General features: G+C 67.9%; 1 protein-coding gene. It reads left to right on the top strand.

The genetic code is table 11. The annotated features are described in order from the left end of the window. Nucleotides 1-13: 13 nt before the first annotated feature. Entirely contained in the window at nucleotides 14-14,773 is a 14,760-nt protein-coding gene (locus tag ACVIJ6_RS17005) for an amino acid adenylation domain-containing protein (RefSeq protein WP_456777008.1), read from the top strand. The last annotated feature ends 54 nt before the right edge of the window (nucleotides 14,774-14,827 follow it).

Here is a 14,827-nt window from a genome sequence, read left to right on the forward strand (position 1 = left end):
GCAGGATGTTTGCGTGCACGAGCTGTTCGAGGCGCAGTCCGGGCGGACGCCGGCTGCGGTTGCGGTGGTGCATGAGGATCGGCAACTCAGCTATGCGGAGCTGAATGCGCAGGCGAACCGGCTGGCGCATCATCTGCGCGGGCTCGGCGTGAAGCCGGATGATCGTGTTGCGATCTGCATCGAGCGCAGCCCGGAGATGATCGTTGGGCTGCTGGCGATCCTGAAGGCGGGCGGGGCATATGTGCCGCTGGATCCGGCCTATCCGCCGGAGCGGCTGGCGTTCATGCTTCAGGACAGCGCGCCGGTGGCGCTGCTGGTGGGTGGCGGCGCGCAGGCGGCGTTGGCCGTCGCCGCTTCCGGGCTCGCCGAGAACGGCGTGCCCGTGCTGGATATCGGCGCGGATGCGTCGCAATGGGCCGAGGCGCCCGCGCACGATCCGGAGCGGAGCGAGGTCGGGCTCGCGGCGGACCATCTCGCTTATGTGATCTACACCTCCGGATCGACCGGCACGCCGAAAGGGGTGATGGTCGAGCATCGCGGTCTCGCCAACCTCGTGCATTGGCATTGCGAGGCCTTCGCGCTGCATCCGGGAGCGCACAGCTCCTTGGTAGCAGGTTTGAGCTTTGACGCCTCCAGCTGGGAAGTGTGGCCGGCGCTGTGTTGCGGCGGCGTGCTCGTGGTGCCGCGGCCTGAGACGGCTCGGGATCCCGAAGCGCTGATGGCCTGGTGGCAAACCCAGCCGCTGGATGTGAGCTTCCTGCCGACCCCGATGGCGGAGTTTGTGCTGTCGCAGGGGCTCGTGAACCGGCACCTGCGTGTTCTGCTGACGGGCGGCGACCGTTTGCGGAAGCTGCCCAAGGCGCTGCCATTCGCGCTGGTCAACAATTACGGTCCCACGGAAACGACGGTGGTGGCCACGTCCGGTTTGCTCGAGGCGGACGAGGCGGTGCTGCACATCGGCCGACCGATCTCGAACACGCAGATCTACATTCTTGATGAGCATGGCGAGCCCGCACCGATCGGTGTTGCCGGAGAGATCTACATCGGCGGGGCCGGAGTTGCGCGGGGCTATCTGAACCGTCCCGAGCTGACGGCGGAGCGGTTCGTGGAGGACCGGTTCTCGGGCGAGGCGGGAGCGCGGCTGTACCGGACCGGGGATCTCGGACGCTGGCTTGAAGACGGAACGATCGCGTATCTCGGCCGCAATGACTTCCAGGTGAAGATCCGCGGCTTCCGGATCGAGCTCGGAGAGATCGAGGCGCGGCTGTCGGAGCATGCGGATGTGCGCGACGCCGCGGTGATCGCGCGGGAGGATGCTCCGGGCGACAAGCGTCTGGTGGCTTACTATGCGAGCGATGCGGCGATCGGGGCGGACGAGCTGCGGAGCCATCTTGCGGCGCGGCTGCCGGACTACATGGTGCCGTCGGCCTATGTGCATCTGGAGCGGCTGCCGCTGACGCCGAACGGCAAGCTGGACCGCAAGGCACTGCCGGCGCCGGACGGCGCAGCCTATGCGGTGGAGGCCTATGCGCCGCCGCAGGGCGAGACCGAGGAGCGACTGGCTCGGATCTGGTCGGAGCTGCTCGGCGTTGAACGTGTCGGGCGCCACGACAACTTCTTCGCGCTCGGCGGGCACTCGCTGCTGGCGGTGACCTTGGTGGAGCGGATGCGGCGGGAGGGGATCGCGGCGGATATCCGCACCTTGTTCGCGACGCCGAGCCTTGCGGCGCTGGCGGCAGTCGGCGGTGGTGGTGCAGCCACGGTGACCGTGCCAGCCAACCTGATCCCTGCAGATTGCGGGCGGATCACGCCGGAGATGCTGCCGCTGGTCGCACTGAGCCAGGCGGAGATCGATCGCATCGCGGCGGTAGTGCCGGGCGGCAGCGCCAACATCCAGGACATCTATCCGCTGGCGCCGTTGCAGGAGGGCATCCTGTTCCACCATCTGCTGGGTGGCGAGGGCGACGTCTATCTGTTGTCCGGGTTGCTGGGCTTTGACAGCCGGGCGCGGCTGGATCGCTTCCTGGCGGCGTTCGATGCGGTGATCGGCCGTCACGACATCCTGCGGACGGCGGTGCTGTGGGAGGAACTGCCGGAGCCGGTGCAGGTGGTGTTGCGGCATGCACCGCTGCCGGTGGAAGAGGTCGCGCTGGAGGCAGGCGGTGGGGACGACGGGGCGGCGCAGCTGCGCGCACGGTTCGATCCGCGGCACGATCGGCTGGATGTGCGGCGGGCGCCGCTGCTGCGGGTCGTGATCGCGCGTGATCCGCGGAGCGGAGGCTGGCTGCTGCTGCTGCAGTTCCATCATCTGGTGATGGACCATACCACGCTGGAGATCGTGCTGGAGGAGATCGCGTCGCATCTCGCGGGCGAGGCGGAGCGGCTTGCGGCGCCGCTGCCGTTCCGGACCTATGTAGCGCAGGCGCGGCTGGGGATGAGCCGGGAGCAGCACGAGGCGTTCTTCCGCGGGATGCTGGGCAAGGTCTCGGAGCCGACGGCGCCGTTCGGGCTGCTGGACGTGCAGGGCGACGGGTCCGAGATCGCGGAGGCGCATCTGGAGCTTGCGCCTGAGCTTGCGAAGCGGCTGCGGTCGCAGGCGCGGGCGCTGGGCGTGAGCGCGGCGAGCCTGTTCCATGTGGCGTTTGCGCAGCTGCTTGCGCGCAGCTGTGGGCGCAGCGAGGTGGTGTTCGGGACGGTGCTGTTCGGGCGGCTGCAGGGCAGCGAGGGGACGGAGCGCGCGCTGGGCCTGTTCATCAACACGCTGCCGCTGCGGGTGGAGGTCGGCGAGCAGGGCGTGGCGGCGAGCGTGCGCGAGGTGCAGCGGCATCTTGCGGAGCTGCTGCGTCACGAGCATGCACCGCTGGCGCTGGCGCAGCGCTGCAGCGGGGTTGCGGCGCCGGCGCCGCTGTTCTCGTCGCTGCTGAACTACCGGCACAGTGCAGCGGGCGGCGTAGCGGAGCAGGCTCAGTGGGAGGGCATCGAGGTCCTGCATGGCGAGGAGCGGACGAACTATCCGCTGACGCTGTCGGTGGACGATCTGGGTGCTGGCTTTGCACTGACGGCGCAGGTTGTGGCGTCGGTCGCGGCGGAGCGGGTCTGTGCGTTCATGGCGACGGCGCTGGAAGGGCTGGTCACGGCGCTGGAGCGGACCCCGGAGCGGCCGCTGCGGCTGATCGACGTGCTGCCGGACGCGGAGCGTCATCGTGTGTTGGTAGAGTGGAATGCGACGTCGGCGGAGTATCCGCAGGATGTTTGCGTGCACGAGCTGTTCGAGGCGCAGGCCGAGCGGACACCGGATGCGGTGGCGGTGGTGCATGAGGATCGGCACCTGAGCTATGCGGAGCTGAACGCGCAGGCGAACCGGCTGGCGCATCATCTGCGCGGACTCGGCGTCAGGCCGGATGACCGTGTTGCGATCTGCCTCGAGCGCAGCCCGGAGATGATCGTTGGGCTGCTGGCGATCCTGAAGGCGGGCGGGGCCTATGTGCCGCTGGATCCGGCCTATCCGCCGGAGCGGCTGGCGTTCATGCTTCAGGACAGCGCGCCGGTGGCGCTGCTGGTGGGCGGCGGGGCGCATGCGGCGTTGGCGGTGGTGGAGGCCGAGCTTGCGGCGGGCGGCGTGCCGGTGCTCGACATCGGCGCGGATGCGGCGCAATGGGCGGAGGCGCCCGCGCGCAATCCGGAGCGGAGCGAGGCCGGGCTCGCGGCGGACCATCTCGCTTACGTGATCTACACCTCCGGGTCGACCGGTCAGCCCAAGGGAGCGATGAACGGTCATCGCGCGGTGGTGAACCGTCTGCTGTGGATGCAGGACGCCTACGCTCTCGACGGTGACGACGCGGTGCTGCAGAAGACGCCGTTCAGCTTCGACGTGTCGGTCTGGGAGTTCTTCTGGCCGTTGCTCGCGGGAGCGCGCCTGGTGATGGCGCGGCCGGGGGGCCACAAGGATCCGGCCTATCTGGTGGATGTGATCCGGCGGGAGCGGATCACGACGCTGCACTTCGTGCCATCGATGCTGCAGATATTCCTGGAGCATGAAGAAGCCGGCAGTTGCACGAGCGTGAAGCGGGTGATGTGCAGCGGCGAGGCGCTGCCCCCGGTTTTGGCGGCGCGGTTACTGGAGCGGTTTGAAGGAACGGAGCTGCATAACCTTTACGGTCCGACCGAAGCTGCGGTGGATGTGACGGCGTGGCGCTGTGAAAGGGAAGCGTCGGATGCGAGCGTTCCAATCGGCCGACCGATCTCGAACACGCAGATCTATATTCTGGATGAGCATGGCGAGCCGGTGCCGGTCGGGGTTGCCGGAGAGATCCATATCGGTGGCGTCCAGGTGGGACGGGGCTATCTGAACCGTCCCGAGCTGACGGCGGAGCGGTTCGTGGAGGACCGGTTCTCGGGCGAGGCGGGAGCGCGGCTGTACCGGACCGGGGATCTGGGGCGCTGGCTTGGCGACGGAACGATCGCGTATCTCGGCCGCAATGACTTCCAGGTGAAGATCCGCGGTTTCCGGATCGAGCTCGGGGAGATCGAGGCGCGGCTGTCGGAGCATGCGGATGTGCGCGATGCCGCGGTGATCGCGCGGGAGGATGCTCCGGGCGACAAGCGTCTGGTGGCCTACTACGTGGCCGATGCGGCGATCGGGGCGGAGCAGTTGCGGAGCCATCTTGCGGCGCGGCTGCCGGACTACATGGTGCCGTCGGCCTATGTGCATCTGGAGCTGATGCCGCTGACGCCGAACGGCAAGCTGGACCGCAAGGCACTGCCGGCGCCGGAGGGCGCTGCGTTTGCGGTACAGGCCTATGCGCCGCCGCAGGGCGAGACCGAGGAGCGACTGGCTCGGATCTGGTCGGAGCTGCTCGGCGTTGAACGTGTCGGGCGTCACGACAACTTCTTCGCGCTCGGCGGGCACTCGCTGCTGGCGGTGACCTTGGTGGAGCGGATGCGGCGGGAGGGGATCGCGGCTGACATCCGCACCCTGTTCGCGACGCCGAGCCTTGCGGCGCTGGCGGCGGCCGGCGGTGGTGGCGCGGCCACGGTTGCGGTGCCGGCCAACCTGATCCCTGCGGGATGTGGGCGGATCACGCCGGAGATGCTGCCGCTGGTGGCGTTGAGCCAGGAGGAGATCGATCAGATCGCTGCGGTAGTGCCGGGCGGCTGGGCCAACATCCAGGACATCTATCCGCTGGCGCCGCTGCAGGAGGGCATTCTGTTCCATCATCTGATGGGTGGAGAGGGGGACGTCTATCTGTTGTCCGGCTTGCTCGGATTTGACAGCCGGGCGCGGCTGGACGGCTTCCTGGCGGCGTTCGATGCGGTGATCGGCCGTCACGACATCCTGCGGACGGCGGTGCTGTGGGAGGACCTGCCGGAGCCGGTGCAGGTGGTGTTGCGGCATGCACCGCTGCCGGTGGAAGAGGTCGCGCTGGAGGCAGGCGGTGGGGACGACGGGGCGGCGCAGCTGCGTGCACGGTTCGATCCGCGGCACGATCGGCTGGATGTGCGGCGGGCGCCGCTGCTGCGGGTCGTGATCGCGCGTGATCCGCGGAGCGGAGGCTGGCTGCTGCTGCTGCAGTTCCATCATCTGGTGATGGACCATACCACGCTGGAGATCGTGCTGGAGGAGATCGCGTCGCATCTCGCGGGCGAGGCGGAGCGGCTTGCGGCGCCGCTGCCGTTCCGGACCTATGTAGCGCAGGCGCGGCTGGGGATGAGCCGGGAGCAGCACGAGGCGTTCTTCCGCGGGATGCTGGGCAAGGTCTCGGAGCCGACGGCGCCGTTCGGGCTGCTGGACGTGCAGGGCGACGGGTCCGAGATCGCGGAGGCGCATCTGGAGCTTGCGCCTGAGCTTGCGAAGCGGCTGCGGTCGCAGGCGCGGGCGCTGGGCGTGAGCGCGGCGAGCCTGTTCCATGTGGCGTTTGCGCAGCTGCTTGCGCGCAGCTGTGGGCGCAGCGAGGTGGTGTTCGGGACGGTGCTGTTCGGGCGGCTGCAGGGCAGCGAGGGGACGGAGCGCGCGCTGGGCCTGTTCATCAACACGCTGCCGCTGCGGGTGGAGGTCGGCGAGCAGGGCGTGGCGGCGAGCGTGCGCGAGGTGCAGCGGCATCTTGCGGAGCTGCTGCGTCACGAGCATGCACCGCTGGCGCTGGCGCAGCGCTGCAGCGGGGTTGCGGCGCCGGCGCCGCTGTTCTCGTCGCTGCTGAACTACCGGCACAGTGCAGCGGGCGGCGTAGCGGAGCAGGCTCAGTGGGAGGGGATCGAGGTCCTGCACGCGGAGGAGCGGACGAACTATCCGCTGACGCTGTCGGTGGACGATCTGGGTGCTGGCTTTGCGCTGACGGCGCAGGTTGTGGCGTCGGTCGCGGCGGAGCGGGTCTGTGCGTTCATGGCGACGGCGCTGGAAGGGCTGGTCACGGCGCTGGAGCGGACACCGGAGCGGCCGCTGCGGCTGATTGACGTGCTGCCGGACGCGGAGCGGCGGCGTGTGGTGGTGGAGTGGAACGCCACGGCTACGGATTATCCGCAGGATGTTTGCGTGCACGAGCTGTTCGAGGCGCAGGCGGCGCGGACGCCGGCTGCGGTTGCGGTGGTGCATGAGGATCGGCAACTCAGCTATGCGGAGCTGAACGCGCAGGCGAACCGGCTGGCGCATCATCTGCGCGGACTCGGCGTCAGGCCGGATGACCGTGTTGCGATCTGCCTCGAGCGCAGCCCGGAGATGATCGTTGGGCTGCTGGCGATCCTGAAGGCGGGCGGAGCCTATGTGCCGCTGGATCCGGCCTATCCGCCGGAGCGGCTGGCGTTCATGGTTCAGGACAGCGCGCCGGTGGCGCTGCTGGTGGGCGGCGGCGCGCTGGCGGCGTTGGCCGTCGCCGCTTCCGGGCTCGCCGAGGTTGGCGTACCGGTGCTGGACATCGGCGCGGATGCGGCGCAATGGGCGGAGGCGCCTGCGCGCAATCCGGAGCGGAGCGAGGCCGGGCTCGCGGCGAGCCATCTCGCTTATGTGATCTACACCTCCGGGTCGACCGGCACGCCCAAGGGGGTTGCCATTGAACATGGCAACGCGGTCAACTTCATCGCGTGGGCCGTATCGGCCTTTGTCGGTGAGGATCTGGCGCGGACCTTGTCGTCGACCTCGCTGAATTTCGACCTCTCGATCTACGAATGTTTTGTTCCGCTGACAGTCGGCGGGACCGTGGACGTGGTGCAGAATGTTCTTGAGCTGACGAAACAGTCGCGCGTGACGTTGATCAATACCGTTCCATCGGCACTGGATGCGCTGTTGAAGAGAGGGAGTGTTCCGGAGACGGTGCGAGTCGTCAATGTTGCGGGTGAACCGTTAAGACGATCGTTGGCAGAGCAGTTGTTCGGAACGACGCAGGTAGAGCTGTTATGCAATCTTTATGGGCCGTCGGAGACGACGACCTATTCGACATGGGTCTCTATGCCGCGTGGCGAGCCGTTTGCAGCGCATATCGGCCGTCCGATCTCGAACACGCAGATCTACATCCTGGATGAGCATGGCGAGCCCGCACCGATCGGGGTTGCGGGCGAGATCTACATTGGCGGGGCGGGAGTTGCGCGCGGTTATCTGAACCGTCCCGAGCTGACGGCGGAGCGGTTCGTGGAGGACCGGTTCTCGGGCGAGGCGGGAGCGCGGCTGTACCGGACCGGGGATCTTGGGCGCTGGCGCGAAGACGGAACGATCGCGTATCTCGGTCGCAACGACTTCCAGGTAAAGATCCGCGGCTTCCGGATCGAGCTCGGGGAGATCGAGGCGCGGCTGTCGGAGCATGCGGGTGTACGCGATGCCGCGGTGATCGCGCGTGAGGATGCTCCGGGCGACAAGCGTCTGGTGGCTTACTATGCGAGCGATGCGGCGATCGGGGCGGACGAGCTGCGGAGCCATCTTGCGGCGCGGCTGCCGGACTACATGGTGCCTGCGGCCTATGTGCATCTGGAGCGGCTGCCGCTGACGCCGAACGGCAAGCTGGACCGCAAGGCGCTGCCGGTGCCGGAGGGCGCAGCGTTTGCGGTGCAGGCCTATGCGCCGCCGCAGGACGAGACCGAGGCGGCGATCGCCCGGATCTGGTCGGAGCTGCTCGGCGTTGAACGTGTCGGGCGCCACGACAATTTCTTCGCACTCGGCGGGCACTCGCTGCTGGCGGTGACCTTGGTGGAGCGGATGCGGCGGGAGGGTCTGGCGGCTGACATCCGCACCCTGTTCGCGACGCCGAGCCTTGCCGCACTGGCGGCGGCCGGCGGTGGTGGCGCGGCCACGGTTGCGGTGCCGGCCAACCTGATCCCTGCGGGATGTGGGCGGATCACGCCGGAGATGCTGCCGCTGGTGGCGTTGAGCCAGGAGGAGATCGATCAGATCGCTGCGGTAGTGCCGGGCGGCTGGGCCAACATCCAGGACATCTATCCGCTGGCGCCGCTGCAGGAGGGCATTCTGTTCCATCATCTGATGGGTGGAGAGGGGGACGTCTATCTGTTGTCCGGCTTGCTCGGATTTGACAGCCGGGCGCGGCTGGACGGCTTCCTGGCGGCGTTCGATGCGGTGATCGGCCGTCACGACATCCTGCGGACGGCGGTGCTGTGGGAGGAACTGCCGGAGCCGGTGCAGGTGGTGTTGCGGCATGCACCGCTGCCGGTGGAAGAGGTCGCGCTGGAGGCAGGCGGTGGGGACGACGGGGCGGCGCAGCTGCGTGCACGGTTCGATCCGCGGCACGATCGGCTGGATGTGCGGCGGGCGCCGCTGCTGCGGGTCGTGATCGCGCGTGATCCGCGGAGCGGAGGCTGGCTGCTGCTGCTGCAGTTCCATCATCTGGTGATGGACCATACCACGCTGGAGATCGTGCTGGAGGAGATCGCGTCGCATCTCGCGGGCGAGGCGGAGCGGCTTGCGGCGCCGCTGCCGTTCCGGACCTATGTAGCGCAGGCGCGGCTGGGGATGAGCCGGGAGCAGCACGAGGCGTTCTTCCGCGGGATGCTGGGCAAGGTCTCGGAGCCGACGGCGCCGTTCGGGCTGCTGGACGTGCAGGGCGACGGGTCCGAGATCGCGGAGGCGCATCTGGAGCTTGCGCCTGAGCTTGCGAAGCGGCTGCGGTCGCAGGCGCGGGCGCTGGGCGTGAGCGCGGCGAGCCTGTTCCATGTGGCGTTTGCGCAGCTGCTTGCGCGCAGCTGTGGGCGCAGCGAGGTGGTGTTCGGGACGGTGCTGTTCGGGCGGCTGCAGGGCAGCGAGGGGACGGAGCGCGCGCTGGGCCTGTTCATCAACACGCTGCCGCTGCGGGTGGAGGTCGGCGAGCAGGGCGTGGCGGCGAGCGTGCGCGAGGTGCAGCGGCATCTTGCGGAGCTGCTGCGTCACGAGCATGCACCGCTGGCGCTGGCGCAGCGCTGCAGCGGGGTTGCGGCGCCGGCGCCGCTGTTCTCGTCGCTGCTGAACTACCGGCACAGTGCAGCGGGCGGCGTAGCGGAGCAGGCTCAGTGGGAGGGGATCGAGGTCCTGCACGCGGAGGAGCGGACGAACTATCCGCTGACGCTGTCGGTGGACGATCTGGGTGCTGGCTTTGCACTGACGGCGCAGGTTGTGGCGTCGGTCGCGGCGGAGCGGGTCTGTGCGTTCATGGCGACGGCGCTGGAAGGGCTGGTCACGGCGCTGGAGCGGACACCGGAGCGGCCGCTGCGGCTGATCGACGTGCTGCCGGACGCGGAGCGGCGGCGTGTGGTGGTGGAGTGGAACGCCACGGCTACGGATTATCCGCAGGATGTTTGCGTGCACGAGCTGTTCGAGGCGCAGGCGGCGCGGACGCCGGCTGCGGTTGCGGTGGTGCATGAGGATCGGCAACTCAGCTATGCGGAGCTGAATGCGCAGGCGAACCGGCTGGCGCATCACCTGCGTAAGCTCGGCGTGAAGCCGGATGATCGTGTTGCGATCTGCCTCGAGCGCAGCCCGGAGATGATCGTTGGGCTGCTGGCGATCCTGAAGGCGGGCGGGGCCTATGTGCCGCTGGATCCGGCCTATCCGCCGGAGCGGCTGGCGTTCATGCTTCAGGACAGCGCGCCGGTGGCGCTGCTGGTGGGCGGCGGGGCGCATGCGGCGTTGGCGGTGGTGGAGGCCGAGCTTGCGGCGGGCGGCATGGCAGTGCTCGACATCGGCGCGGATGCGTCGCAATGGGCGGAGGCGCCCGCGCGCAATCCGGAGCGGAGCGAGGCCGGGCTCGCGGCGGACCATCTCGCTTATGTGATCTACACCTCCGGGTCGACCGGTCAGCCCAAGGGCGCGATGAACGGTCATCGCGCGGTGGTGAACCGTCTGCTGTGGATGCAGGACGCCTACGCTCTCGACGGTGACGACGCGGTGCTGCAGAAGACGCCGTTCAGCTTCGACGTGTCGGTCTGGGAGTTCTTCTGGCCGTTGCTCGCGGGAGCGCGCCTGGTGATGGCGCGGCCGGGGGGCCACAAGGATCCGGCCTATCTGGTGGATGTGATCCGGCGGGAGCGGATCACGACGCTGCACTTCGTGCCATCGATGCTGCAGATATTCCTGGAGCATGAAGAAGCCGGCAGTTGCACGAGCGTGAAGCGGGTGATGTGCAGCGGCGAGGCGCTGCCCCCGGTTTTGGCGGCGCGGTTACTGGAGCGGTTTGAAGGAACGGAGCTGCATAACCTTTACGGTCCGACGGAAGCTGCGGTGGATGTGACGGCGTGGCGCTGTGAAAGGGAAGCGTCGGATGCGAGCGTTCCAATCGGCCGACCGATCTCGAACACGCAGATCTACATTCTGGATGAGCATGGCGAGCCGGTGCCGGTCGGTGTTGCCGGCGAGATCCATATCGGTGGCGTCCAGGTGGGGCGCGGCTATCTGAACCGTCCCGAGCTGACGGCGGAGCGGTTCGTGGAGGACCGGTTCTCGGGCGAGGCGGGAGCGCGGCTGTACCGGACCGGGGATCTCGGTCGCTGGCTTGAAGACGGGACGATCGCGTATCTCGGCCGCAATGACTTCCAGGTGAAGATCCGCGGCTTCCGGATCGAGCCCGGGGAGATCGAGGCGCGGCTGTCGGAGCATGCAGGTGTGCGCGATGCCGCGGTGATCGCGCGGGAGGATGGTCCGGGCGACAAGCGTCTGGTGGCGTATTATGTGAGCGATGCGGAGATCGGGGCGGAGGAACTGCGGGGTCATCTTGCGGCGCGGCTGCCGGACTACATGGTGCCGTCGGCCTATGTGCATCTGGAACTGATGCCGCTGACGCCGAACGGCAAGCTGGACCGCAAGGCGCTGCCGGCGCCGGACGGCGATGCGTTCGCGGTACAGGCCTACGAGCCGCCGCAGGGCGAGACCGAGGCGGCGATCGCCCGAATCTGGTCGGAGCTGCTCGGCGTTGAACGTGTCGGGCGTCACGACAACTTCTTTGCACTCGGCGGGCACTCGCTGCTGGCGATACAGGTGGTGTCACGTTTGCGGCAGGCGCTGGCATTGGAAGCGGCGTTGTCAGCAGTTTTTGCGCGTCCGACGCTGTCAGAACTGGCAGCCGGTCTGAAGGACGCAGCCCCGAGCGAGTTGCCGTCAATCACGCCAGCGGGGCATGACGGAGCGCTGCCATTATCGTTTGCACAGCAGCGGCTGTGGTTTTTGTCTCGCTTCGAGGGAGCGAACTCAGCCTATCACATTGCTGGTGGATTGCGGCTGATCGGGCGGTTGGAGCGAGAGGCGCTGTTGCGCGCGCTGGACCGGATCGTGGCGCGGCATGAGGCGCTGCGGACGGTGTTTGCGCAACGTGATGATGGCGTGCCGGTGCAGCAGGTCGGCGCGGCGGATGCAGGCTTTGCCTTGATGCAGCACGACCTGCGGGGCACGTCGGATGCGGCAGGCGAGTTGCAGCGATTGGCGGCTGTGGAAGCGACAGCGCCATTCGATCTTGAGCGTGGTCCGCTGATCCGGGGGCGGCTGGTGCGTCTGGATGTCGACGAGCATGTGCTGCTGTTGACGATGCACCACATCGTGTCGGACGGCTGGTCGATGGGGGTGCTGACGCGCGAGCTGAGCGTGCTGTATGGGGCGTTTGCGCGCGGCGAGGCTGATCCGCTGCCGGCGCTGGCGATCCAATATGCGGACTACGCGGTGTGGCAGCGGCGCTGGCTGTCGGGCGAGGGTCTGGCGCGCCAGGGAGCGTATTGGAAGGAGGCGCTGTCGGGGGCGCCTGCGCTTCTGGAGCTGCCATGGGACCGGCCGCGTCCGGCGGAGCAGAATTATGCCGGGGCGATGGTGCCGGTGCAGCTGGATGGAGACCTGACCGGGGCCCTGAGGGCACTGAGCTATCGTCATGGCACGACGTTGTACATGACGCTGCTGGCGGGCTGGGCGGCGCTGCTGTCGCGGCTGTCGGGGCAGGAGGATGTGGTGATCGGCAGCCCGGTTGCGAACCGTGGACGTGCCGAGATCGAGGAGCTGATCGGGTTCTTCGTGAACACGCTGGCGCTACGTGTCGACGTGTCCGGCTCGCCATCGGTGGGCGAGCTGCTGGCGCGGGTGAAGGCGCAGACGGTGGCGGCGCAGGAGCACCAGGATCTGCCGTTCGAGCAGGTGGTGGAACTGTTGCAGCCGTCGCGCAGCCTGAGCCACGCGCCGCTGTTCCAGGTAGCGCTGGCCTGGCAGAGCATGTCGGCAGAACGTCTCGACCTTGGGGAGCTGCGGCTGGAAGCGGTGGAGGTGCCGCGGGTGAGCGCGCAGTTCGACCTGACGCTGAGCCTGGCGGAGACAGGCGGGACGATCAGCGGCGGGCTGGAATATGCGACTGCGCTGTACGACCGCGGGACGGTCGAGCGTTGGGTCGGGTACTTTGTCCGGCTGCTGGAAGGCATGGTGGCGGATGAGCACGCGGCGGTGGATCGTTTGCCGCTGCAGGATGACGCGGAGCGTCATCGTATTGTGGTGGAGTGGAACGCGACGGCTGCGGATTATCCGCAGGATGTGTGCGTGCACGAACTGTTCGAGGCGCAGGCCGAACGCACGCCGGATGCGGTTGCGGTGGTGCATGAGGATCGGCAACTCAGCTATGCGGAGCTGAACGCGCAGGCGAACCGGCTGGCGCATCATCTGCGCGGGCTCGGCGTCAGGCCGGATGACCGTGTTGCGATCTGCATCGAGCGCAGCCCGGAGATGATCGTGGGTCTGCTGGCGATCCTGAAGGCGGGCGGAGCCTATGTGCCGCTGGATCCGGCCTATCCGCCGGAGCGGCTGGCGTTCATGCTTCAGGACAGCGCGCCGGTGGCGCTGCTGGTGGGCGGCGGCGCGCAGGCGGCGTTGGCCGTCGCCGCTTCCGGGCTCGCCGAGAGCGGCGTGCCCGTGCTGGATATCGGCGCGGATGCGGCGCAATGGGCCGAGGCGCCCGCGCACGATCCGGAGCGGAGCGAGGTCGGGCTCGCGGCGAGCCATCTCGCTTATGTGATCTACACCTCCGGATCGACCGGCACGCCGAAAGGGGTGATGGTCGAGCATCGGAACGTTGCCCGGCTCTTCCTCGCGACGGAGCACTGGTACCAGTTCGGCGCCGACGATGTCTGGACGCTGTTCCATTCCTATGCGTTCGACTTCTCGGTCTGGGAGATCTGGGGTGCGCTACTCCATGGGGGCCGGCTGGTGGTGGTGCCACAAGCGACGACGAGATCTCCACATGACTTCTATCATCTGCTGTGCCGAGAGGAAGTCACTATCCTGAACCAGACGCCAAGCGCCTTCCGGCAATTGGTAGCCGCTCAAGCTGAAACGGTGGGGACGCATCATCTGCGCACCGTGATCTTTGGCGGCGAGGCGCTGGAGCCTGCGGCCCTGAAGCCTTGGTACTGTCGCGAAGCCAATCAGGCGACGAGCCTGATCAACATGTACGGGATCACCGAGACGACAGTGCATGTCACATACTATGCGCTCAAGGCAGCCGATGCGGACAGGCACGGTGCGAGCCCGATCGGACAACCGATCCCGGATCTCAGGGTCTACATTCTTGATGCATATGGTGAGCCTGCACCGATCGGTGTTGCGGGCGAGCTCTATATCGGCGGGGCCGGAGTCGCGCGAGGCTATCTGAACCGTTCCGAGCTGACGGCGGAGCGGTTCGTGGAAGACCGGTTCTCAGGCGAGGCCGGGGCGCGGCTGTACCGGACCGGGGATCTCGGGCGCTGGCTTAGCGACGGAACGATCGCGTATCTCGGTCGCAACGACTTCCAGGTGAAGATCCGCGGCTTCCGGATCGAGCTCGGGGAGATCGAGGCGCGGTTGTCGGAGCAGGCGGGTGTGCGCGATGCCGCGGTGATCGCGCGGGAGGATGTCGCGGGCGACCAGCGTCTAGTTGCCTACTATGTGGGCGATGCGGCGATCGGGGCGGAGCAGTTGCGGAGCCATCTCGCGGCGCGGTTGCCGGACTACATGGTGCCGTCGGCCTATGTGCATCTGGAGCTGATACCGCTGACGCCGAACGGGAAGCTGGACCGAAAGGCGCTGCCGGCGCCGGAGGGCGCTGCGTTCGCGGTGCAGGCCTACGAGTCGCCGCAGGGCGAGACCGAGGAGGCGATCGCCCGGATCTGGGCGGAACTGCTCGGTGTCGAGCGTGTCGGGCGCCACGACAATTTCTTCGCGCTCGGCGGGCACTCGCTGCTGGCGGTGACCTTGGTGGAGCGGATGCGGCGGGAGGGTCTGGCGGCAGATATCGGCACCTTGTTCGCGACGCCGAGCCTTGCGGCGCTAGCGGCGGCGAGCGGCGTGATTGAGGAGATATATCTATGAGGCTCGTGAATTTGCTGAGAGAGCTACAAGCTAAGAATGTATCTATCAGCCTTT

This window comes from Bradyrhizobium sp. USDA 4369 (genome assembly GCF_054056435.1).